The organism is Hymenobacter seoulensis, from assembly GCF_054780535.1.
In genome coordinates this window covers 396,690-420,056 of record NZ_BAAGWD010000003.1, presented here as the reverse complement: position 1 = coordinate 420,056, position 23,367 = coordinate 396,690, and the positions used below count along the sequence as shown (strand labels likewise).

The 23,367-nt window shown below is 57.7% G+C and carries 20 protein-coding genes; 10 read left to right on the top strand and 10 right to left on the bottom strand.

Annotated elements, in window-relative coordinates; translation table 11 throughout:
• Positions 1–60 precede the first annotated feature (60 nt).
• From ACYVHC_RS15425 to ACYVHC_RS15400, 6 genes are all read left to right on the top strand, one after another.
• Positions 61–1,815, top strand: coding sequence for a pyruvate dehydrogenase complex dihydrolipoamide acetyltransferase (locus ACYVHC_RS15425; RefSeq protein ID WP_460614671.1), 1,755 nt, complete (start codon positions 61–63; stop codon positions 1,813–1,815).
• A gap of 234 nt (positions 1,816–2,049) precedes the next feature.
• Complete coding sequence (locus ACYVHC_RS15420; protein WP_460614670.1) at positions 2,050–4,626, top strand: TonB-dependent receptor; 2,577 nt, start codon at positions 2,050–2,052, stop codon at positions 4,624–4,626.
• Between the two features lie 183 nt (positions 4,627–4,809).
• Entirely contained in the window at positions 4,810–7,143 is a 2,334-nt protein-coding gene (locus ACYVHC_RS15415) for a S9 family peptidase (protein ID WP_460614669.1), read from the top strand.
• Positions 7,144–7,252: 109 nt separating this feature from the next.
• Positions 7,253–7,789 (top strand): ATP-dependent protease subunit HslV, encoded by a 537-nt coding sequence (hslV, locus tag ACYVHC_RS15410; protein ID WP_460614668.1) that lies wholly within the window; start codon positions 7,253–7,255, stop codon positions 7,787–7,789.
• Positions 7,790–7,803: 14 nt separating this feature from the next.
• Positions 7,804–8,319 (top strand): STM3941 family protein, encoded by a 516-nt coding sequence (locus tag ACYVHC_RS15405; protein ID WP_460614667.1) that lies wholly within the window; start codon positions 7,804–7,806, stop codon positions 8,317–8,319.
• A 151-nt stretch (positions 8,320–8,470) separates the two neighbouring features.
• Entirely contained in the window at positions 8,471–9,442 is a 972-nt protein-coding gene (locus ACYVHC_RS15400) for a deoxyhypusine synthase family protein (protein WP_460614666.1), read from the top strand.
• 105 nt (positions 9,443–9,547) lie between these two features.
• Here the strand turns inward: ACYVHC_RS15400 and ACYVHC_RS15395 are convergent, their stop codons facing one another.
• From ACYVHC_RS15395 to ACYVHC_RS15385, 3 genes are all read right to left on the bottom strand, one after another.
• Positions 9,548–10,372 (bottom strand): DUF3667 domain-containing protein, encoded by an 825-nt coding sequence (locus ACYVHC_RS15395; protein WP_460614665.1) that lies wholly within the window; start codon positions 10,370–10,372, stop codon positions 9,548–9,550.
• Positions 10,373–10,557: 185 nt separating this feature from the next.
• Positions 10,558–11,031: an Ogr/Delta-like zinc finger protein gene (locus ACYVHC_RS15390; protein WP_460614664.1), complete on the bottom strand. Its 474-nt coding sequence runs from the start codon at positions 11,029–11,031 to the stop codon at positions 10,558–10,560.
• A 36-nt stretch (positions 11,032–11,067) separates the two neighbouring features.
• Positions 11,068–12,378 carry a PLP-dependent aminotransferase family protein gene (locus ACYVHC_RS15385; RefSeq protein ID WP_460614663.1) on the bottom strand — a complete coding sequence of 437 codons (1,311 nt, stop codon included), beginning with the start codon at positions 12,376–12,378 and terminating at the stop codon, positions 11,068–11,070.
• A gap of 178 nt (positions 12,379–12,556) precedes the next feature.
• Here ACYVHC_RS15385 and ACYVHC_RS15380 point away from each other — a divergent pair, with 178 nt between their 5' ends.
• Positions 12,557–12,889 (top strand): hypothetical protein, encoded by a 333-nt coding sequence (locus ACYVHC_RS15380; RefSeq protein ID WP_460614662.1) that lies wholly within the window; start codon positions 12,557–12,559, stop codon positions 12,887–12,889.
• A gap of 162 nt (positions 12,890–13,051) precedes the next feature.
• Here the strand turns inward: ACYVHC_RS15380 and ACYVHC_RS15375 are convergent, their stop codons facing one another.
• From ACYVHC_RS15375 to ACYVHC_RS15360, 4 genes are all read right to left on the bottom strand, one after another.
• On the bottom strand, positions 13,052–14,116 hold the full coding sequence (locus tag ACYVHC_RS15375; RefSeq protein ID WP_460614661.1) for an N-acetylmuramoyl-L-alanine amidase family protein: 1,065 nt from the start codon (positions 14,114–14,116) through the stop codon (positions 13,052–13,054).
• 360 nt (positions 14,117–14,476) lie between these two features.
• Positions 14,477–14,938 (bottom strand): hypothetical protein, encoded by a 462-nt coding sequence (locus tag ACYVHC_RS15370; RefSeq protein WP_460614660.1) that lies wholly within the window; start codon positions 14,936–14,938, stop codon positions 14,477–14,479.
• A gap of 151 nt (positions 14,939–15,089) precedes the next feature.
• Positions 15,090–15,560, bottom strand: coding sequence for a hypothetical protein (locus ACYVHC_RS15365; RefSeq protein WP_460614659.1), 471 nt, complete (start codon positions 15,558–15,560; stop codon positions 15,090–15,092).
• 151 nt (positions 15,561–15,711) lie between these two features.
• Positions 15,712–16,290: a 2'-5' RNA ligase family protein gene (locus tag ACYVHC_RS15360; protein WP_460614658.1), complete on the bottom strand. Its 579-nt coding sequence runs from the start codon at positions 16,288–16,290 to the stop codon at positions 15,712–15,714.
• Positions 16,291–16,934: 644 nt separating this feature from the next.
• On the opposite strand from ACYVHC_RS15360, the gene ACYVHC_RS15355 reads away from it, so the two are divergent.
• Together ACYVHC_RS15355 and ACYVHC_RS15350 are read left to right on the top strand one after the other, a co-directional pair.
• The gene (locus tag ACYVHC_RS15355; RefSeq protein WP_460614657.1) at positions 16,935–17,159 is read left to right on the top strand and encodes a KGG domain-containing protein; all 225 of its coding nucleotides are present in this window, start codon (positions 16,935–16,937) and stop codon (positions 17,157–17,159) included.
• Between the two features lie 318 nt (positions 17,160–17,477).
• On the top strand, positions 17,478–19,634 hold the full coding sequence (locus ACYVHC_RS15350) for an AsmA family protein (RefSeq protein WP_460614656.1): 2,157 nt from the start codon (positions 17,478–17,480) through the stop codon (positions 19,632–19,634).
• A 125-nt stretch (positions 19,635–19,759) separates the two neighbouring features.
• On the opposite strand, the gene ACYVHC_RS15345 is transcribed toward ACYVHC_RS15350, so the two are convergent.
• The gene (locus tag ACYVHC_RS15345) at positions 19,760–20,164 is read right to left on the bottom strand and encodes a hypothetical protein (RefSeq protein WP_460614655.1); all 405 of its coding nucleotides are present in this window, start codon (positions 20,162–20,164) and stop codon (positions 19,760–19,762) included.
• A 325-nt stretch (positions 20,165–20,489) separates the two neighbouring features.
• On the opposite strand from ACYVHC_RS15345, the gene ACYVHC_RS15340 reads away from it, so the two are divergent.
• Complete coding sequence (locus ACYVHC_RS15340) at positions 20,490–22,121, top strand: amidase (RefSeq protein WP_460614654.1); 1,632 nt, start codon at positions 20,490–20,492, stop codon at positions 22,119–22,121.
• Positions 22,122–22,297: 176 nt separating this feature from the next.
• Here ACYVHC_RS15340 and ACYVHC_RS15335 read toward each other — a convergent pair whose 3' ends face one another.
• Both ACYVHC_RS15335 and ACYVHC_RS15330 read right to left on the bottom strand, forming a co-directional pair.
• Positions 22,298–22,540 carry a hypothetical protein gene (locus tag ACYVHC_RS15335; protein ID WP_460614653.1) on the bottom strand — a complete coding sequence of 81 codons (243 nt, stop codon included), beginning with the start codon at positions 22,538–22,540 and terminating at the stop codon, positions 22,298–22,300.
• Positions 22,541–22,641: 101 nt separating this feature from the next.
• Positions 22,642–23,187: a hypothetical protein gene (locus ACYVHC_RS15330; protein ID WP_460614652.1), complete on the bottom strand. Its 546-nt coding sequence runs from the start codon at positions 23,185–23,187 to the stop codon at positions 22,642–22,644.
• Positions 23,188–23,367 lie beyond the last annotated feature (180 nt).

Below are 23,367 nucleotides of genomic sequence, written 5' to 3'. Positions count from 1 at the left end.
TAGTTTGCACCCCCGGATTTTCGGGCTAATTTTGGCCCACTCAACCCAACGAAGACCCAGATGGCCGAACTCATAAAAATGCCCAAAATGAGCGACACAATGACCGATGGGGTCATTGCTTCGTGGCTCAAAAAAGTAGGCGACAAAGTAAAATCCGGGGATATCCTGGCCGAAGTGGAGACCGACAAGGCTACGATGGAACTCGAAAACTACGAGGACGGCACTCTCCTGTATATCGGCCCGAAGGAAGGCGAATCAGTGCCCGTTGATGGCCTGTTGGCTATTGTAGGCAAAGAAGGCGAAGATATTTCGGCTCTGCTAAACGGTGGCAGTGCTGCTCCGGCTCCGGCTGCTGAAGCTCCTAAAGCGGAAGCTGCTCTGGCGCCAACCCCGGCTCCCGTAGCAGCCGCTCCGGCCGCCCCGGCCCCTGCTACTGCCGCCGCACCCGCTCCAGCTGCTGCCCCTGCTGGCAACGGCAAAAAGGCTACTGTTATCCGGATGCCGAAGATGAGCGACACCATGACGGAAGGCACCATCGCCTCCTGGCTCAAGAAAGTAGGCGACAAGGTGAAGTCCGGCGACGTGCTGGCTGAAGTGGAAACCGACAAGGCCACCATGGAGCTGGACAACTACGAAGACGGTACGCTACTCTACATCGGCCCGAAGGAAGGCGAGGCTATTCCCGTAGATGGCATTCTGGCTATCATTGGGGAAGAAGGTGCCGACGTGCAGGCGTTGCTAGGTGGCCAATCGGGCGGAAGTGCTCCGGCACCCGCTGCTGCCGCGGAGGCAACTGCTGCTCCTGCTACTAGCTCGACCCCTGCGCCAGCCGCTGAAGCTGCTCCGGCCCAGAATGGCGGCCGCATCTTCGCTTCGCCGCTGGCCAAGAGCATTGCCAAAGACAAAGGCATTGACCTAAGCACCATTAAAGGCTCCGGCGAAAACGGCCGCATCGTATCCCGCGACCTGGAAAGCGCGCAGCCTGCTGCCGCCGTTGCTCCAGCCCAGACTTCGCAGCCAGCTCAGGCCGCCAACACGCAGTCGGAGTACATTCAGGCCGCCCTGCCCGAGCAGCCCAAAGCCGAAGCGCCAAAAGCTGCACCCGCTGCCGCTCCGGCCGCTACCCCCGCTGAAGGCACCTACACCGACACGCCTGTGTCGCAGATGCGTAAGGTAATTGCTCGTCGTTTGTCGGAAAGCTTGTTCACGGCACCGCACTTCTACCTGACGATGGAAATTCTGATGGACCGCGCTATGGAAGTGCGCGGCCAGCTGAATGCCCTTTCGCCAGTGAAGCTGTCGTTCAACGACTTGGTTATCAAAGCCGCTGCGGTAGCTCTAAAGCAACACCCCGCTGTGAACTCCTCGTGGCTTGGCGATAAAATCCGCCAGAACAAGGTGGTAAACATTGGCGTGGCCGTGGCCGTGGACGAAGGGTTGCTGGTACCAGTTGTGCGCAATGCTGATGGCAAAGGCCTCTCTACCATTGCTAACGAGGTGAAAGAACTGGCTGGCAAGGCCAAGAGCAAGAAGCTGCAGCCCGCCGAGTGGGAGGGAAGCACCTTCACCATCTCGAACTTGGGCATGTTCGGCATCGAAGAATTCACCGCCATCATCAACCCCCCGGATGCCTGCATTCTGGCCGTGGGTGGCATTAAGCAGACGGCCGTGGTAAAAGACGGACAGCTGGCCATTGGCAACGTGATGAAAGTGACCTTGAGCTGCGACCACCGCGTGGTAGATGGTGCCACCGGTGCGGCCTTCCTTCAGACGCTGAAAAGCCTGCTGGAAGACCCCATGCGCATGCTCATCTGATAAGCACTCGTTATTCCAGTATTACAAAAGCCGGTTCGAAAGAACCGGCTTTTGTGTTTCCTAGGTACTGCCTGAGCTGAAACCGGCGGTCAGTTTGGCATGCAATTGAGGGTAGCCGACGAGTTCTTCAGATGCCTCAGATTAAAAATTGATTATAAAATATATATACTTACCAGCGAAGGGTGCTACGCCGGCAGCGCCTGGTTGTCTGATTACTAAAATCATGTGATGCATATGAAGCAGAATCTACTGACAGTAACTATGTGCCTGGCCAGCGCTGCGGCCTTTGCCCAAGGCCAAGCCCTTACGGGACAAGTGCTGGATGCCGCCGGCAAACCTGTAATAGGGGCTACGGTGGTGGAAAAAGGTACCAACAATGGCACCGCCACCGGCAACGACGGACGCTTTGCCCTACGGGCTCGCACCGCTAGCCCTCGCCTGCAAATCAGCTCTATTGGGTATGCCACGCAGGAAGTGGAAGGTAGCGGCCAAGTAAGTGTGCGGCTCACGGATGCTTCCACGGGCCTTGGGGAAGTGCAGGTGGTGGGCTCGCGCAGCCAGAACCGCTCCGTTACCGATTCACCTTCGCCAGTGGATATCATTGATTTGCGCGAAGTAACCACCAAGACCGGCCAACTCGATGTAAACCAACTGCTGCAGTTTGTAGCCCCGTCGTTTAACTCGAACCGCCAGACCGGCTCCGATGGCGCCGACCACGTGGACCCCGCCACCCTGCGGGGGTTGGGCCCCGATCAGACCCTAGTACTGGTGAACGGCAAGCGCCAGCATCAGTCGGCGCTGGTGAACCTGTTTGGTACGCGCGGCCGCGGCAACACCGGCACCGACTTGAACGTGATACCTGCCGCCAGCATAGAGCGCATTGAGATTCTGCGCGATGGAGCGGCGGCCCAGTACGGTTCCGATGCCATTGCGGGCGTTATCAACATCGTGCTCAAAAGCTCGGTAAAGGAGCTGACTGCCAACGTGAACTACGGCGCCTACGACGCCAAGTACCGCCGCGACAATGAGAAGTTTGATGGCGGTAACTTCAACGCCAACCTCAATTACGGACTAGGCCTCGGCGAGAAGGGAAGCTTCATCAATGCTACCGTCGACTATAACAAGCGCGAGCACACCCAGCGGGCCGCGGTTCCGGCACCCGATGGCCTTCTTCGCCGCGAGTACGGCGACCCGGAAGTCAGCAACACCTCGGCGTATATCAACTCCAAGTTTGCGCTCACCGACAAAGCCCACATTTACGTGTTTGGCGGCGGCAACCTGCGCAAGGGCGACGCCTACGCCTGGACTCGTTTCCCCGAAGACAGGCGAAACGTGCCGGCCATCTACCCCAACGGCTTCGACCCCATCATTACCAGCGACATTGTGGATGCCTCGGCTGTAGCCGGTTTCCGGACCGCTTTGGGCGCTACAGAAGATGCTTGGCAGTTGGACCTGAGCAACAACTTCGGCTCTAATCGCTTTGAGTACGGCGTGCGCAACACGCTGAATGCCTCCCTGGGCGCTAGCTCTCCCACTTCCTTTGATGCCGGTGGGTTTCAGCTTCAGCAGAACGTTGTAAACCTGGGCCTGACGCGCAACTATAAAACGGTGCTGCAGGGCTTCAACCTAGCTGCCGGGGCCGAATGGCGCCGCGAATGGTATTCACTGTTTGCCGGCGAAGAAGGCTCGTACCGCAACTACAACCCCGAGTTTTCGGGCGGCTCACAGGGTTTCCCCGGCTACCAGCCCGGCGACGCCATCAAGGCTCAGCGCGACAACTTTGGCGTGTATGTAGATGGCGAACTGAGCGTGACCCAGCGCTGGCTGTTGGCCGCGGCTCTGCGCTACGAAAACTACTCTGACTTCGGCAGCACGCTCAACTACAAAGCCTCCACGCGCTTTAACCTCACGGAGTTCCTGACGCTGCGCGGCACCTACAGCACCGGTTTCCGGGCGCCTTCTCTGGCCCAAATCAACTTCAACTCTACCTTCACCAACTTCATCAATGGCGAGCCGGTAGAAGTGCTGTTGGCCCGCAACAATAGCCCTGTTACCCAAAAATTAGGCATTCCTGAGCTCAAACAGGAGACCTCCAATAGCGCCAACATTGGCCTCACCAGCCGCCTAGGCTCCACGTTGAGCTTAACCCTCGATGGCTACTATATCAAGGTGAAGGACCGCGTGGTGCTTACCAGCCAGTTTCCTTCCAGAGACTCTGACGGGAATCTGGACCCCGTTATCGGGGCGGACTTAGAAGCCCTTCGGGTAAATCAGGCCCAGTTCTTTGCAAATGCCGCCGACACACGTTCCCTAGGTCTTGATGTGGTGCTAAACCACACGCTCACGCTTGGCACAGGCCGTTTGAACTCCACGCTGGCTGCCAACTTCAACAGGTTGCGCATTGATCGGATCCAGACCTCAGGCCGCCTGACAGGCCGGGAAGATGAATTCTTTGGCGCGCGGGAGCAAGCCTTTGTGAAAGCCTCCGCGCCGCCTTCCAAAATCAACCTCACCTTTGATTACCAGTTGGGCCGCTTCGGTGCCCTCGTGCGCTTTGTGCGCTTTGATGAAATTACGCTCATCGACTTCAACGGCGACGAGATGAACTACGACAGCCGCATCACAACGGACCTGACGCTGAACTATGCCATCACCAACAATTTGCAGTTCATTGTAGGCAGTGCTAACCTCTTCAACCGCTACCCTACGTTGTTCAATCCGCAGCTCACGGAAACCGGCGGCGCCTGGGACCCTGTGCAAATGGGTGCCAACGGGCGGTTTTACTTTGCGAAGCTTCAGGCCCGCTTCTAGTTTCTGCGGGTAGCAGCCGTTACGCTAGATATAGCATGCCGGATGAGCTGGGGTAGTGCCCTAGCTCGTCCGGCATGCTGCGTTTATACAGGTTTGCGCGGTTACCAATGTGCAGTGAGCAGAATGTGTGCTACCTTCCGTCCCCGCCGGAATCGGGCGGCTGTCCCACCTTCTCTCAACTTTATGCACAAGTATCTACTGGTCCTTTCGGCGGTGGTATGGTTGGCTCCGGCCACCGCCTCGGCCCAACAGCGGCCCGTTCTCACGGCCCAGGATTACGCCCGGGCTGAACGCTTTTTAGGCTACAACACCCAACCCCTAATAGACGGTAGTGCCGGCCAGCCGCACTGGCTCGCCAACGACAGGTTCTGGTACCGGGTGCTTACCGCCCGGGGTAGTGAGTTCGTGCTGGTAGACCCCGCCCGCAAAACCCGCTCCGTAGCCTTCGACCAAGCCAAGCTAGCCGCTGCGCTGTCTTCGGCCAGCGGCAAAACCTACGAGGCCAACCGCCTGCCATTCCGCAACCTTTCGTATGCTCCTGATGAGAAATCCATTGCCTTTGCGGCCGCCGGCAAAGCCTGGAAATACGATGTAGTAAGTGAGCAGCTAGCCCCAGATACCTCGCCGGAGAAGCCCAGCGCCAACGCAGCTAACGAAATAGAATCGCCGGACGGCAAGCTGGCTGCCTTCATCAAGGACGACAACCTGTGGGTGCGCAATACCAGCACCAACGAGCTTACCCAACTCACCACCGACGGCACCAAGGACTACGGCTACGCTACCGACAACGCCGGCTGGACGCACAGCGACAAACCGGTGCTGCGCTGGTCGCCCGACTCGCGCAAGATTGCCACCTTCCGCCAAGACCAGCGCAAGGTAGGTGACATGTACCTGGTGACCACCAACATTGGCCACCCCCGCCTGGACAGCTGGAAATACCCCCTGCCTGGTGATAAAGATATTGCCACCATTGAACGGGTAGTAATTGAAGTAAGCAGCCCGAAGGTGGTACGCTTCCAGATGGCTCCTGACCCGCACCGGGGCACGCTCTCCGATGATATTTCCAGCAGCGGCACCTTCGATGACGTGGACTGGAGCCCCGATACCAAGGAGCTGGCCTTCGTCTCGACTTCCCGCGACCATAAGGAGGAGAAGTTCCGCATTGCAGATGCTACTACCGGTACCGTGCGTGATGTGTTTACTGAAACCGTGGCCACGCAGTATGAGTCGGGTCAGGGCGCAATCAACTGGCGCTATCTGCCCAAGAGCAAAGAAATCATCTGGTACTCAGAGCGCGACAACTGGGGCCACCTGTACCTCTACGATGCCGGTACCGGCAAAGTAAAGCGCCAGATTACCAAAGGCAACTGGGTGGTAACGCAACTGCTGCGCGTGGATGAGAAGAAGCGGGAGCTGTATTTCCTGGCCGATGGCCGGGAACCGGGTAACCCCTATTTTACGCACTTATACCGCATTGGGCTGGATGGCAAAAACCTCAAGCTGCTCACGCCTGAGCCCGGCAACCACCAGGTTACCCTCTCACCTTCGGGCCAGTACTTCATCGATACCTACTCTCAACCAGACAAGCCGGGCCAGACGGTGCTGCGCTCTGCTGATGGCAAGCTGCTCTCAACCCTGGAGAAAACCGATATTTCCCGCCTCGCTGCTACCGGCTGGAAAGTTCCTGCGCCCATCACGGTGAAGGCCGCCGACGGACAGACCGATCTGTACGGGCTGATGTTCACGCCTACTACCCTGGACCCCGGCAAGAAGTATCCCATTATTAATTACATCTACCCCGGCCCGCAGGGCGGTGGCGTGGGCAATTGGTCGTTCAGCGCCGCCCGCACCGACCATCAGGCCCTAGCGGAGCTAGGCTTTGTAGTAGTAATAATTGAGGGTAGCTGCAACCCCCTGCGCTCCAAGAGCTACCACGATGCCTGCTATGGCAACATGGCTGAAAATACGCTGTCGGACCAGATAACTGGCATGCGCCAACTAGCCCAGCGCTACCCCTACATTGATGTAGAACGCGCCGGCATCTGGGGCCATTCGGGTGGAGGCTACGCCACGGCCGCCGCTATGTTCCGCTACCCTGAGTTCTTTAAAGTGGGCATCTCGGAATCGGGCAACCACGAAAACCGCAACTACGAGGACGACTGGGCCGAGCGCTACATTGGCCTGCTCAAAACTAACCCCGACGGCACCACCAACTACGACAACCAGGCTAATGCCACGTTCGCCAAAAACCTCCAAGGCAAGCTGATGCTGGCCCACGGCCTCATGGACGACAACGTGCCGCCCTATAACACCTGGCTGGTAGTAGAGGCGCTTACCAAGGCTAACCGCAGCTACGACCTAGTAGTGTTCCCGAATGCTGCCCACGGCTACGGGGCCTACGGGCCTTACATGATGCGTCGCCGCTGGGATTACTTTGTGCAGCACCTAGCCGGGGCTGAGCCTCCGCACAACTACGAAATGAAACCCGTAACTGATCCGCGAAACGCGGTGCAGTAGGTCGGCTAGCGCGTGGCGGTGTACCGTTGCGCGCTGGGCGTTGCCGCCGGATTCCCGTAGCTTTGCGCCTCCCCGCCGAAAAACTGTTTTTATTCTTTCTGATTCTGCCATGAAAATCCGTTCCACAACTGTGCTGGGCGTGCGCCACAACGGCGAAATTGCCCTTGGCGCCGATGGCCAGGCCACCATGGACAAGCACGTAGCGAAAAGCAACGTGCGCAAAGTGCGTAAGCTCCACGATGGCAAAGTAGTAACCGGCTTTGCGGGCTCTACCGCCGATGCCTTTATGCTGCTCGATAAGTTTGAGGAGAAGCTGGGCAGCTACAACGGCCAGCTGCGCCGCGCCGCCATTGAGCTGGCCAAAGAGTGGCGCAAAGACCAGTACCTGCGCAAGCTGGAAGCCATGATGGTGGTAGCCGACAAAGACGAGCTGCTCATCATTGCCGGCACCGGCGACGTGCTGGAGCCCGACTTTGATGTGGCGGCCATTGGCTCGGGTGCTATGTATGCCCAGGCCGCGGCACTAGCCCTGAAAAAGCACGCGCCCCACCTCACGGCCCGCCAAATGGTAGAAGATGCTCTGCACATTGCTGCCGACATCTGCATCTATACCAACCACAACCTGATGATTGAAGAGCCCAGCTAAGCAACTACACCGTCATGACTGAGGACCTGATTTACTACAACTCGCGTAAGCGCTATGCGCTACTAGTGTTTGGTGGGCTGGCGTTTGTGGCCATGGGGGTGTTTTTGATTGTTAAAAAAGGCTACTGGGGCCAAGGATTGGTCACAATTCTCTTTTTCGGGGCTGGAGTGGCCATCGGGATTCGGCAGTATTTCGATACGCGCCCCCGGCTGCAAATCTCTGATGAGGGCATTTTGGACCGAACCTTGGGCGTAGGGCTGATTCCGTGGTCTGATATAACGGATGCTTACGTCCGGTCTATCAACCAAGAGTCGTTTATCTGCCTGGAGGTGCTGGATGAGGAGGTATACACTAGCCGCCTCTCGCCGCTAAAGCGTAAGCTAGCCCGTGCTAACGCTGCGCTAGGCTTTACCACACTCTCAGTGAACTTAAGCGGTGTTGATCTTAACCCCGAGCAGTTGCTGGAGTATATACTAAAGCAGAGTGCCGCGGCCCAACTTCAACCACCTGAATTCCCACGTAACTCGTAGCTCAACCGCCTTGCTAGGCCCCTTTTTGTGAGCAACCCAGCCCTAATGGTACGCTATTCAGAATCTTCGATATAGCGTAACCTGATTGAACGATTCCGGGCTAATATTTGATTGTAAACCGCACACCCACAAGTACAGAAAACACGATTCGATGAACGTAACGAACTTCCTCAAGCACCACTACCGCCACTTCAACGCCGCTGCCCTGATTGATGCCGCCGAAGGCTACAACAAGCACCTGGCTGATGGTGGCAAGATGATGATTACCCTGGCTGGCGCCATGAGCACCGCCGAAATGGGCATCCAACTGGCTGAATTGATTCGCCAGGACAAGGTGCAAATCATCAGCTGCACGGGTGCCAACCTGGAAGAGGATATCTTCAACCTGGTAGCCCACGATTTCTACGAGCGGGTACCCAACTACCGCGACCTCACGGCTGCCGACGAGCAGGCCCTGCTGGAGCGCCACATGAACCGCGTGACCGACACCTGCATTCCCGAGGAAGAGGCCATGCGCCGCCTGGAGCACTCGGTACTGAAGTTCTGGGAGCAGGCCGACAAGGCTGGCGAGCGGTATTTCCCTCACGAGTTCTTCTATCAAATCCTGAAGTCGGGTGAGCTGGAGCAGTACTACCAGATTGACCCCAAGGACTCTTGGATGCTGGCTGCCGCTGAGAAAAACTTGCCGATCATCTGCCCCGGTTGGGAAGACTCTACACTGGGTAACATCTTCGCGGGCCACGTTATTTCAGGCGATATTAAGAATGTACACACCGTGCGTACCGGCATCGAGTACATGATTTACCTCGCCGAGTGGTACACCCAGCAGGCTACCGAGGAAAGCAAAGTGGGCTTCTTCCAGATTGGCGGCGGCATTGCCGGCGACTTCCCGATCTGCGTAGTGCCCATGCTGCACCAAGACCTGGGCCGCACCAGCGTTCCGCTGTGGGGCTACTTCTGCCAAATTTCGGACTCGACCACCTCGTACGGTTCGTACTCCGGTGCTGTGCCGAACGAGAAAATCACCTGGGGCAAATTGGGCCAGGATACGCCCAAGTTCATCATCGAGTCGGATGCTACCATTGTAGCGCCGCTGGTGTTTGCCATGGTACTAGGTCAGTAATTGCCGCAAACCTCCTGTTCATAAAAAGCCCGCCGCTGGATTCAGCGGCGGGCTTTTTTTGTTGACCTAGGTCGCAAGCCGGGGCACTTTGCGCCTGACAAGTGCCTAGGGTTTCGATAGGGCGAGAAACTGGTCCCAATTGATGAACACTAGCAGCATAATGGCAGATAGCAGAATGAGTGCATACGAGCCGATAGCAGTAGCCAACCCCCGCAGCACACGCCCCGCTCCCGACAGGTTCGTGCCTTGGAGCAGGCTAGAGTACGCCCACGTTTGGTAGGCAAAGGATACGAGCATCATCATGGCCATAAACTGCTGCCCCGCCCGCGTGCCATTGAGCAGGTACAACACCGGCAGGGTCAGAAGCGTGAGGAAGTGGTAGGTGCCAGTAACGTACGTTGTAATGGTTAGGGCTTCAGCGTAATTAAAGCCGCCCCGCCGCAAACAGAGCCGCGCCACGAGGGCCGTGAGCGGGAGCAAGGCCACGGTAAACCAGTTCAGATACTTCGAGAAGAACTGTAAGAACCGCTCTTGCATGGCCTGGATGGCTGGCGGTATACTAGGGTCGTGGGTGTTGTAAGGCCGCAAATGCAGCACTACATAGCAAAAGGTAATGAGGCCCGTGATAAGCAGGAGATAGGTGAGGGGCCGGAAGAAGGGCGCCCGCTGGCCCGCCAGATAGCGCCGCAAGGTTGGCCCGGGGCGGCGCAGCATTTGGCCCAGTGTGTAGGGGAGTCCTTTATCAACGTGCCAGATGCTGTGCGGAATATCGTGCAGCCAATGCGCCATGCTCAGGCGGTGCGTATTGGCGGGCTGCCCGCAGTGCGCGCAAAACTGGTCGTGCAGCGCGGTGCCGCAGTTCAGGCAAGAATGCTGGGTAGCCTGCGCATGCGTATTGGTTGGGCTAGCCGCTTGTACTAGGGTTTCCATGAGCTTAAACCGTAGGGGAGAACAAGGTGGGAATATACCTGAAAAGCACTATGTTCCCGAATAGCCATACCGCTGGTGTTACCTTATTCACAGAGAGTAAACTAACCATCCTAAAAAAGCCCGCCGCTGATTGGTCAGCGGCGGGCTTCTCTTTTAATTATATGAGCAAAATTCGCCTGAGGAGGCTATTTCTTTTCTAATTCCGCGATTTTCTTAAGTATCGTAGCCCTATTCTTCGCGCTCAGCATCCATTGCGGAAGCCGGCTTTGCAAGCTTTTGTTACTCCATCCGAATGACGTTTGCACCCGTTCTCGCAACTTGGCTCCTACATATTGCTTGAGCCAAGCTAGATGAGCCAAATTATAGGCATACAGCACTTCGCCCTTGTAATCGGTCTGATACCAAAGTGGATAGCGGAAAAAGCAATCTACTGGAGGGCCGAAGATAATACCACCAAACTGACGGTAGTTCGAGTGAGCAGTTGTGGAGAAACTGGAGGCGCCAGCCCAAATTTTATGACTCGAGCAGTTAGTACACACAAATGTATCTTCCCAAGCATCCGTGCTGAGGGAGGTTACCGTTGCTTTTGAACCACAATTAGGGCATTCAACCAAAATCTCAGCTCTAAACTCGCCCACATAGTAGTACTCAAATTTCATGGGTTTAAGATTGATGGCAATGCCAAAACAAAGCAACTACGCCAGCTCCGCCACCCGTACCTCTTTCGGTATTCCTACGGCCTCAAATGCTTGGCTCAGGTCCAGCATCAGGTCTTGCGGGTCCTCTACGCCGATGCTGAGGCGTACCATCTGGGAGGTAATGCCCATTTGGAGCTGGTCGGCGGGGGTGATGTCGGAGTGGGTCATGGTGGCGGGGTGCTCGGCCAGGCTTTCGGTGCCGCCCAGGCTCACGGCTAGCTTAATAAGGCGCAGGGCGTTAAGGAAGCGGAAGGCTTCGGCCTCGCCACCCCGGATATCGAAGGAAATCATGGAGCCGGGCGAGAGGCAGTGGCGGCGGTAGATATCCTGTTGCACGGGGCAGTGCTCCAGGTGCGTGAGGTAGTAAGTGCGTTCTACTAGCGGATGCGCGCGCAGCCAGTCGGCAATAACCTGGGCCGAGGCGGCGGCGCGCTCCATGCGCAGCTTCAGGGTTTCGAGGCTGCGCATAAGCATCCAGCCGGTATTGGGGTCGCACATGGTGCCCATGAAGGTGCGCATGGCTTTGATTTCTTTCATCAGGGCCTTGCTGCTGAGGGCAGCCCCGGCAATCAGATCAGAATGGCCGCCCAAGAACTTAGTGGCTGAGTACAGCACTACATCGGCGCCGTGCTTCAGGGGGTGTTGGAAGACGGGCCCTAGGAAGGTGTTATCAACCACGAGGCGCACGGGCTTGTCGGGGGTGCTGTATTGGCGGGCTAGGGCGGCGCAGGCTTCGAGGTCGACGAGATGGTTGGTAGGGTTAGCAGGCGTTTCCACGAAAATCATGGCGAGGCGGCCGGGCGCAATGGCGGCGGCCTGGGCAGCTAGCTCCTCGGGCGTGGCGGTGGGCAGAAAGCCCTGGGCCTCAATGCCAAACTTGCGCAGCACGTTCTTCAGGAAAAAATCGGAGCCGCCGTATACGGGCTCGGAGTGCAGCACCACGTCACCGGGCTGCAGCAGCGCCAACAGGGTGGTACTGATGGCCGCCATGCCGCTGGCGAAACTTGCTGCTTCCTCGGCGCCATCCCAGAGGGTGAGGCGGTGCTCCAGAATCTCGAGGCTGGGGTTGTTGAGGCGGGAGTAAATTAGGCCCATTTCCTCGTCGGGGTTTGCTTGGCGCAGCCCGTAGGCCAGCTCGAAGAATGCTTTGCCTTCCTCGGCGTTCTTGAACACAAACGTGGACGTTTGGAAAATGGGGGGCTTGATGGCGCCTTCGCTCCAGGCAGGCGTGTAGCCATAGCTCATCATCAGGCTTTCGGGGTGGAGGCGCTGCCCGTTAATACAAGCGTGGTCTTGAGGGGTAGTCATGATAAAATGGGTGGGGTGGATGGGAAGTTTGGGACCTTGAAGGTAGGTTTTCTAACCGGACTATGCTGGCTACCGGTTTAGCAGAAATACCACCCTAGGCCTGCTAAATCAGCCCAACCCAGCACCAGCTGGCTGCAGAATGCTACCTTTCGGCCCCGTCCCCTTTCCTAGCCCCTGTATGAGCCTCGACCCCGCCAGCTTCCTGCTGCACACGCCAGCCTCCGAGAAAACAACCATCCTCATCCGGTCAGCCGATGGCCAGAGTACGCAGCCCTGTGAGGCGCTGCTCATTGCCCAGACCAAGCACCAGCGGCTGTTCATTACGCTGGAAAAAAAGCGTCGCTACCTAACTTACACTCAGGTACCCAACTCCGAGGAAGTAGAAATGGATTTTCTGCGTGACTACGAAGAAGTGGAAGCCCTTATGGAAGACGCGGGCCTTGATGGTATCCATGATGGCGAGCAGGGCATCCTCTACCACAACTTGTTGTTCCTACTGATGAATCCCTAGGGGCGTCAGGAAGGGAAACCCGCAGGTTTATACTTGATGCTTGCCTGGCACGTACTTGCAATCAGTAGGAGGAAGGTGGTGTACTTACTAGGCGCCGGCATGGCCCAAACCGGTTTACACCACGTGTGCGCCTAGTAGCCGGAAGTCTTGGAGGGCGCGAGTTTACCGTTTGTTGCGGTAGTCGGCCAGCAGGCCTTCGTAAATCCAGTTGGCCAGGGCTTGGCGGTTGTCGGCTACCACAAAGCGCCGCTGGTCCTTCTGGTTGCGGATGTTGCCCAGCTCCATAAATACGGCCGGCGCCAAGCTGTTGCGCACTTCAAACAAGGTGCCGCGCTCCGATACATTGCCGGAGTACGGACGGTTGGGCTGAGCCCGGCGGTAGCGCTCCGTGAACACTTTGTGAATGTTTTTGGCCAGTCGCAGCCCCGAGGCATTCTTGGGGTGGTGGTAGAAAAACACATCAATGTTCTGGCCTGCGCTGCGGCTGTCTACGTGCAGGGCCAGCAGCCGCTGGTAGGCGCCTTTGTGGCGGGCATGCAGGCGGTTTACCTCGGCAATGCGCTGCCGCAGGCGGTACACCTGGCTGAGCGGAATGCGCTGGCTGGGGTGTCCTACCTCATCGTAATCCATCTTGAGTACGGCCTCATCCCGAATACCGTCGTTGGGGTCTTGCACCATCACATACACCTTCGCACCGTGCTCCATCAGCACGCGGGCCAGGCGTACGGTTACATCGTAGGCGTACTCATCTTCGGCCAGCTTATTGGCGCCATACTGCCCGATGGCGCCGGGATCAGGGCCGCCGTGCCCCGAAGAGAGGTAATACACTGCGCCCCGCAAGGCCCCGTCGCGGGGCTGCACGCGCCCATACGTGGGCCCGAATAGCTGCGAAACCGGCATGGCCGTGCCGCGGGTTGCGGCGGTGGTTTTGGCGCTGGCTTTGCTGGCTGGTTTGGTTGATGATTTAGCCGTTTTGGCGCGGTTTGGGGCGGCACTGGCCCTAGGGAGCAAGTACGTACGGCCAATTACCAAGCTCTTGTTTCGGCTGAGTCTGCCTTGGTTCAGCTGCTGAAACTGCCGCATATGTTGCCTTGGGTTCAGGCCGTACCGATACAGCAGCGTGTGCACACCATCGCCTGGCTTGGCCACCACCCGGCGGTAGCCGCGCTGGCAAAAGGCACTCAGGGAAATCAGGAAAAACAGAACGAAGAGGGCAGATCTTCTCAAACCAGAGTGGAAGTAGGGTGCAATAAGATGAAGCAAAAGCGCCGAAACGCCTTTCGCAACCAAAACGAAGGCCGGGCCACGGCTGGTTTAGGCTGATATATAGTACAAAGGAGGTGTTAAAACTTCAGAATACGAACAAAAAAAGCCGACAGCTATATCGGCGGCTTTTTTTCAAAGCACAAAGCCAGAGTCATTCGCTCGCCTTCCCTGCGCGAAACATAAAGCTAGAGCCGGCGCTGCATAGCCTTCAGTTTTCAGCCATGACTCTTGGCAGTTCACACCGCACAGCCTGGGGAAAAGGAAACAGCCCCCATCCCCGGGCAGAGGTGGAGGCTGTTTGGGCTTAGTAAAACCGCAGGGCTAGTACAACTGCACGTTGAGGCGCACACCGCCGTGCTCGCCCCAGGCGCGCTCAATGCGGTAGGTGCCCTGCTTTACCTTAATGGCTTTGGCACCCAGCGCCTCCGTTTCGGGCTGCGCGATGAAAAACTCTTCATTGGGGCGAATGGTAACCACTTTCACGGTCGAGTCGAAGGGAGTCAGGAACTGGGCGTCGAGCTTGTTGCCGCGCAGCTGCAGCCGGACACGGGGCGTGCGCTCACTCAGGGTGCCGGTGCTGGTAGTGGACGCTTCTGTAACGGCCACGGCGCAAATGCCCTGGCCCCATACGCACTGCTCGTACTTGGCATAGCCACGCACGTAAGAATCGACGCTTTGCGCGGCATAGTTAGCAGTCTGACGGGCCTGGGGCGCGTTTTCAGTGGCGGCGGGCTGCTCACAGGCGGCCAAAATCAATACGCTAAAGGGAAGAAGTTTTTTCATAACCTGCATGTGTAGACGGTGGTGGGAATACAGAACGATGGCAAGATAAGAATATAGGTTGGAGCTCATCTGAGAAAAATAAAAAAAGGCTGTTCAGTTGAACAGCCTTTTCTACAAAGCGAAATCCTTAAAATAACCGCTTGGTAGCTGGTTAAGCCCGGAAAAGCGGGCGCTCGGGGTTCCAGATGCCCCATGGAATCATAACCAAAACTAAGATTAGTGCAATTAAAAACCAGGTAAAGGCTTTCTTGTGCTTAATCACTGAATCGGTGGCTTTTTTGCTTAGGGTGCGACCAACCTGCGCGGCTACTACAGCCAGCAGCATGCCCACTAGGTGCTCTACGGCCCAGAAGCGACCGGTAGGGTCCTTCATTACTGCGCCACCCGCCGACTCAAAGGCTTTCAGGCCCACCGGGCTCAGGCCGAAATACAGAATCAGGCCTAGCAGCAGCTGCAGGTGCATAGAGCCCACAAAGGCAGCTCCCATTCCATTATCAGCCCCGGTCCAGGCACGGCGCCCTTGCCAGCCGCCAAAAGCACGGAACAAAGCAATCAGGCCAAAAATCAACACAAGCCAACGCGACCAAGAGTGTAGGGCGAGAACAACGGAGTAGGCAGTCATACAGGAAAAAAAGGTGAGTTGGAAGCCGTAAAGGTCGCAGCCGGGCCGGAAAATACAAGCCTGCGCGCACCACAAAACCCATTCCTGCCAGCACAAGTTTTACCGGCGGCCCCACACCCGCCGCACTTTGGCCCGCGTGCCTGCCTAGTACCTAGCGTTGCGTTTCAAACAGCGTAGGTACGGCTTCGCGCTTATGCCCCTCAAAGTGGAAGATCTTCTCTGGTATAAACAGCCCGTCTTCTTCCCGCAGTATAGCCAGGTTGTTGATGCTCAGCTTTAGATTAAAGGTGTGTTGGTTCAGGTACTGCATCACGGGGCCGAGCAGCTCGGGCGTGGTGTCGTGCAGGGCCAGGGAAATGTGCGGCAGCCAGCAGTCGGGGCCGCTGAACTTATCGGTGCGCAGGCACAGCGGCGCCGTAGCCCGCAGAATGCGCTGGTGCAGGTGGTTGAGCGCATCGGAGCGCAGGACCGGAATATAAATAACCGGGTTAGCGCCCGGAAAAACGCCTAGCCCTGTAGTGTAGGCCGCAAACGGGTGAGTAGTGAGGGCCGTTTCGCGCAGTACTTGCTTTAGGGCCGAGAGCTTGCGCACACCCGCCAGGCAGTACGTAATATGCGGATCGGGTGTAGCCTGCACATCATCAAGGCCAAACTCAGCTTCCAGACTCTTAATCAGGCGGTTAATTCGTTCCGCGTTCTGCGGATTCAACAGCGAAGTTATTGCGAGCATCGGTTCTTTAACTGAAACGGCGTGGCAGGGTTTCGTTTGCTCACAGCTGGCCTGGGCCTGCCGGAGGAATGGTATTTGTCGGCGGCTGAAAGCGGGTTGCTTGCTACCGCTCATGGGGCCGAAATCGGTAGGGAATACACATCCATAAACGGAGCGTCATGGGGTGGTGCTGCATACTAAGAACCGCTGCCTTCGCAGATGGCAGCAGTTCAGGGCCGGTGCAGGGGTAGGGGAAAGGGCATCCATACGAGCAAGGGTTAGCAAATACGGGTCTCGGTGCTGAAAGTAAGATAAAGCGTGCATTCTGGCACCTAGTGGCCGGGTAACATGTGCGGGTGTCCTTGGGGCGGTGGATCACTCGGATTAAGTTTCGGATGGCGGCCGGTTGCACGGGGGCTCATCCTGAGTTGCCAGTGGTTTGAGGGCCCTAGGTCAGTTAGGCCAAGCAAGGCAGTCAGCGCAATGAAACTCGTCCGTATTTGTCTCAACAGTACGGGTAACTACGGACGAGCCTATCGTTATAAAGTGGTATTTGCTCGTTATAAGCTCGTAAATGCTCGATGAAACAAAACCTTAGCCGACGCTGGTGCCGTTAAGAGACTCAGAAACTGACTCTGTTTTTTCATCAGCAAATTCCTCCTATCATGGCTAACACCCGCACAACCAACCCAGCCGAGCCAACTGTAACCAAGCGTCCTCGTGGCTTTGCTGCCATGGACCCCGCCACGCAGCGCCGCATTGCCAGCGAAGGCGGCCGGGCCTCGCACGAGAGTGGCCGTGGCCACCGCTTCACGTCTGAGGAAGCTCGCGCAGCCGGCCGCAAAGGTGGCCAGGCCAGCCGCACCCGCACCAGCCAAGCCGGAGCCTAGCAGCACCTCCCCTACGTAGAGGAGCCGAGAGTTTGGCTTCTCTGGAAGGGTAGTAAGCTACGTGTACACATGTCCCCCAATCTCACTTAGTACATAGTACCGCCATCGCCTGAAAAAAGCCTCCGCACCATGTGCGGAGGCTTTATTGCCCCTATGGCAGCAGGTACCCGCACAAACGCCCCGCCAAAACATGGTGGGGCGTTTGTGTGTTCAGGGCCTAGTGCTGCGGCGCTGGCTAATGTAAGCTTCAGGTTCGCATCACGCAGAAAATGAAGCAGGATATAATCTTTCTGAAAGCCAACTCCGTAACCCTGTTTCGTGACACCAGCCCCGCTTGCCTCAACTCCGGTTTCAGCTTCTCCTACGGCCCAGAAACACTGGGGGCGCTGGCTGTTGCTGGGGTTGGGCGTGCTAGTAGTGGCGGTAGTTGTGGGCCTCACGTTTTTCCTAGACCCCTGGCTGCGCAGCACACTGGAGAAGCAGGTAGCCAAACGCAGCCAGGGCCGCTACCACTTGCGCATTGGCGAGTTGCGCACTAGCCTCTGGCAACAAACCATACGGCTTCGTCACATACAGATACGCACCGTCGGCACCACCCCCGATTCGGCCCGTATGCCCCGGCTTCGGCTGGCGGTTGGCCGCCTAGAGGTAGGTAGTGTTGGGTTGCTGGCGCTGCTGCGGGGAAAGCAAGTGCCCATTGATAGCGTCGTGCTCGATTCAGTGGCCTTGCGCTTGTTGGGGCTGCCGGCAGAAGGAAGTAAGGTGCCGTTGCACCAGCAGCTCCCCCTGGAAGGCCTGCGAATTAAGCAGGTGCAGGCGCGCCACGTGTGGGTCAGCTACGGCGCCAGTGCCCAGCCGCTAGTACAACTAGGAGAAAGTGCCCTTCAGGTGCGCGACTTATGGCTGAGTGCAGAAGGCAGCGCCGACTCCAGCCGGATTAGCTACGCGGCCGGCCTAGCAGCCCAACTGCAGGGAGCCGTGCTGCGCATGCCGGGCCATAAGGTAACGCTTGGCAAGGCTAGTTTCTCCTCCGATTCTGGCCGTTTGCGGCTTGCGGCAGTGGCCGTACATCCTGAGCAAGGCATTACAGCCACGCGCACCCGAGCAGCGCGCATCAGTTTGGCGCTGCCGCAGGTGGTGCTCACTGGGCTTGATGCCGCGCAACTTGCACGCCAGCACTTTCGGGCCGATACCTTGCGCCTTAGTCGGCCCCGGCTGGCACTTACGTTGCCTTCCCAGAAACCGCCCAGCCTGCATGAGCTGCTGGCCAGCTACCTCACTGAGTGCCGCCTCAAGCAGTTGGTGGTTGAGAAAGGGCAGTTGCGCGTGACCGGACTGGAACTGGCCCCATCTGTAGCCGATATTGATGTAAGCGCCTCGGATATGCGCGTGCTCCCGCACCAGCGCCAGCCGTCGAGTATGTATTATGCGCAGCGGTGGCTGGTCCGGACGGGACGCGCCTCGGCTACCCTCGATGCGCCATACTACCATCTGTCATGGCAAAAGCTAACCGCCGATACCCGGGCGGGGCAGTTGCGCCTCACCAATACCCTAGTGGTGCCAACTATGCCCGTAGAGGCGCTGGCCCGCAGCAAAGGCCACCAAAGCGCGCACGTCTCGGTAAAGATTCCGGATTTGCTGCTAACGGGCTTCGATTATCCGGCGGCCGCCAACCAGCAGCAACTCCGCGTGCAGTCCCTTACGTTGCGGCGCCCCAGCGTGAGCACCCGTTCTGATGGCCGCTTTCCGATAAACCCCAACCCATCCATTGCCACGCCTGAAAAGCTAGGGCAGCTGCCGTTTCGTTTTGGGGTGGAGAAGCTGCGCGTAGAAGGAGCTACCATCACGATGCTGTACCGGGCGCCGCGCGACCCCAAGCTGGGAGTAATGAGCCTGAACCGCATGGGCATCACGCTGCGCAACATCACCAACAACCCCCAGCGCATGAGTGCCGCGCGGCCCCTGACCGGGGAGGCAACGGGCTGGGTGCAGAACGCCGGATTTGCTAGGGTCGCGCTCAGGGCAAACCTGCTCGATGCTGCCGGCCGGCACACTTTCTCGGGCGCATTCGGGACTACCTCACTTACCATCCTCAACTCCATGACCGTGAACACGCGCGGCCTGGCATTCCGCAGCGGCGATATCCGCAGCATCCGGTTTCAGATGGCGCTGGACCGGCGCAGTGCCACCGGAACCATGTGGAGCGAATACAGCAACCTGAAGCTACAGCTGCTTAACGACCAGGAGCGGCCCGGCGTGCTGCACCGCATCGGAACGTCTGCCGTTAACGGCATCTTCATTCGCGACAATAACCCCCGTAAACCCGGCCAGCCGCTGGAAACAGGCAAAATCAGCTCGAGCCGGGAACTCCGCTATTCCGTGTTTTCGCTGTGGCGCCAAGGGTTGGTGAGCGGCTTGCTGAACAGCGCCGGCGTACCGGCGGGCCTGGCCAAAAAGCTCAGCGAAAGCGAATAGCCAAGCTGTTATCTGATTCTGAAAAGGAGTGAGGCCTCTCACGCATCGGGTAGCCTAGTAGGCAGTGGCCTGGCATGCCTCAGGGGTTCAACGGTAGTGCGGGGCTAGTGATGTTCCGCCAGAACCTATTCTGTGGCTCTTTGCTGTCGAAGCCATTGGGTTGCGGCGGCCATATCAGTGAAGGTGGCAATAACCGGTTTCTCCACGTATTTCAGCATCTCCTCCGAGTTTTTCCGGCCCTTAAAATCGGGGGCATATACCCAGGCTGCAAAGCGCAGGCCGGCCGTGTGCATATCCAGCAGCCAGCTTAGGCCCCAGCCAGTAAGCTGCATGTCCGCCGTAGTCACGTTGGTATTGTCATTCAGGATTTTGGCCGTGGGCCACTGGCTTAGCGCCTCCAGCATGTGCTGGCAGGCAGTACGGGCGCTTTCCTGGGTATGATGGCCCCGCCAATTAGCATGCAGCCATTGGTTGCTGTAATCGTAGCTGATAACAATTTCCGGCGTGTCCAGGATAAGATGCTGCTGCATACCAAGGCGTGTAGAGACAGGTCATATTACAATGGGTAACCACACCGCCAAGCGCCAGAGTACTAGGTGCCATTTCCTGAGCAAGTGTATGTACCCAGAAAATGCCTGACCCGCGCCAGTAAAGCTGCTCCTACAGCTAGGTAAGGGCAGTAAACTGAAGCAAAGAGCAGGCTGCTGTGTATTTACATGGGTTTACGTAGGTAGTGGCTGAGTCGGACGTGTTAACACCCGAATTATTACGGTGGAGCTCCCCACAGATTTGCAGCCAGCGCGCATACGTTGCGTCGGTTTCCGGTCTATCTTGAAGGCCTAAATCTGATTTTGTATGAACCGCCGAATTTTTCTGCGCAACGGCTCTTTAGCCGGCCTCGCGCTATCAACTCTTTCCTTGCCGGCCTGCTCCTCCGGCTCGGAACCCAAAACTGCCGAACGCGGCGCCGATGCTACTGCCGCTCCGGAAGCCTTTGAGCTAGACGAAACCACTGTGGCGGCTCTGCAGGAAAAGATGAAGAGCGGGCAGCTTACCTCGCGCCGCATCACGGAGCTGTACCTGCAGCGCATTGAGGCCATCGACAAAGCCGGTCCCAAGCTGAACTCGGTGCTGGAAACCAACCCCGATGCCTTAGCCCTGGCCGATAAACTGGACGAGGAGCGTAAAAACGGCAAAGTGCGGGGCCCACTGCACGGCATTCCGGTGCTGGTAAAAGACAATATCGATACCGCCGACAAGATGCAAACCACGGCGGGCTCGCTAGCCCTGGCCGGACACAAAGCCCAGCAAGATGCCTTCATCATCAAGAAGCTGCGTGAAGCCGGCGCCGTGCTGCTTGGCAAAACCAACCTAAGCGAGTGGGCTAATTTCCGCTCTACGCGCTCTACCAGCGGCTGGAGCAGCCGCGGCGGCCAAACCAAAAACCCGTACATCCTCGACCGCACCCCAAGCGGCAGCAGCGCCGGCTCGGGTGCGGCCGCTGCCGCCAACCTGTGCGCCATTGCCATCGGCACCGAAACCGACGGTTCTATTGTGTCACCGGCCTCGTGCAGCGGGCTGGTGGGCGTTAAACCTACTGTGGGCCTGTGGAGCCGCACCGGCATCATCCCGATATCAGCCACCCAGGACACGGCCGGCCCCATGACGCGCACCGTCCGGGATGCTGCCATTTTGCTAGGTGCCTTGGCCGGCGAAGACCCCACCGATGCGGTTACCAAAGAAAGTACCGGCAAAAGTCAGCCCGACTACACGAAGTTTCTAGCCGCCAATGCCCTAAAAGGCAAGCGGCTAGGCGTAGAGAAAGGCCACTTGAAAGGAGGCTCTGATGCTATTCCACTTTTGCTGGCTGCCGTGGAGCTGCTGAAAGCCCAGGGGGCTACCGTTGTGGAAGTAGAAGTAGAAAAACTCACCGACCCCTTGGGCGAGGCCGAGTACGATGTGTTGCTCTATGAGTTTAAGGATGGTGTGAACAAGTACCTGGCTGCGGCTGGTGCTCCCGTGAAAACTCTCACCGACGTTATTCGCTTCAACACTGAGAACAAGCCCAAGGCTATGCCCTTTTTCCAGCAGGAAATTCTGGAAAGCTCCGATAAGCTAGAAGGCCTGCAAAGCGCCAAATACCAGGCCGCCCTGCGCAAGTCGCATCAGGGAGCCCGCACCGCAATTGATACCGTCATGCGCGAAAACAAGCTCGACGGTTTGGTCGCCATCACCAACGCCCCGGCCCGCTGTATCGACCTGATAAACGGCGACTCGGGCGGTGGGCCGGGGTTCTCCTCACCGGCCGCCATAGCTGGCTACCCGCACATCACGGTGCCTATGGGCTTGGTGCATGGGTTGCCCGTGGGCTTATCGTTTGTGGGCGGTGCTTACCAAGAAGGGCCGTTGCTGGCACTAGCTTACGCCTACGAGCAAGCCTCCAAAAAACGGTCGGCTCCCACGTTCAAGCCGCCCTTTGTTGGCTAGCTTAAAGCAGGAGTAAGGCCTAGCAATTCATGGCATGTATAGCAGCTACAAACTGCTGGCTCTGCACACAACCTAAAACAATCAGCCCCGGCACCTGGCTAAGATTATCTTAGCCAGGTGCCGGGGCTGATTGCTAGGAGCTGGTTGTAGCCGAAGCCTACTACATAAATCTACGGCTACTTGCCAGATTCATCCTCGTTGGGTTGTTCGCGGCTGGTGCGCTCGTTGGAAGAGCCAGCGCTACCAGAGCCACCTTCTGCGCCTTCTTCCGCATCTAGGTTCAGCTCGTAGCCGCCGCTGCCATAGCTTGGCCGCCCCGAGGACTGGCCTACTGCGCTGCCAGATTGCTGCCCTTTGGCGGCCTGAGCAGTGCGGTCATCGGTATCATCGGGGGTAGCGGAGGGAGGGGTAGTTGCCATAACAAAAGGAGGTAGTAAAGTGAAACAGTTGCTCTCTTGTACGACAGCGCCGACTGTTTAAGCCACGTTTTTGTCGCAAAAACTGTGGGCATGGCCGTTTATTAGGGCACAAATTGCTCTGTCAGGCTGATAATTTCTCCTTGCTTGGTCTCCACCATAAAAGGGGCATACGTGAGCGAGGGCGGCGGTGTAGCCAGCACCTGCTCCGGCGACAAGGGCCGTTGGGCCAGTTGGGTGCCACCGTGCTGCCAGAACCGGAAGGTTGCCCCGGTGCGCAGAGGTAGCGTGCGCACTTTCTTGTCGTCGTTGACGATGTAATAGTCGTTGGGCACGGAGTATACCGTGTCGCCATTTTGCACCTCCTCCATCGCATCGCCACGTCGCTGGGCGGCCGCTACTGCATCGGCCCCTTTCAGAAATTGCACATAATCGACCTCAGCGTAATAACGCCCCTTTTGCTCATAGAAGCGTCGCACGTAGGCATGGCCCCGCCCGGTGTTGCCTACTTTCTCAGTCGTTGACTGCTCACCCGCCAATTCGGCCGGTACGTTGTCGCGGGACTCAGCTACGGAGGTTTCACTTTCCGCCGAGCGGCAAGCAGTTACTAGGGTTAACAAAAAGGCAAAGGGTAGGAGAGAGCGATTCATGCAGGAGTGTACGAGGCGGTGGCAAGGTGGTTTGTGACGAAAAGGAGCAGGAAGCCTACTATCTGAGCGCTAAGTGCATGCACAATGCCCAGGTACCTCTGGTAGCTGTGCTACTGGAGCAACCATTAGGGATTATATCGAAGGAAAGGAAGGCGTTTACGGCAATCGTACCTCTACCAG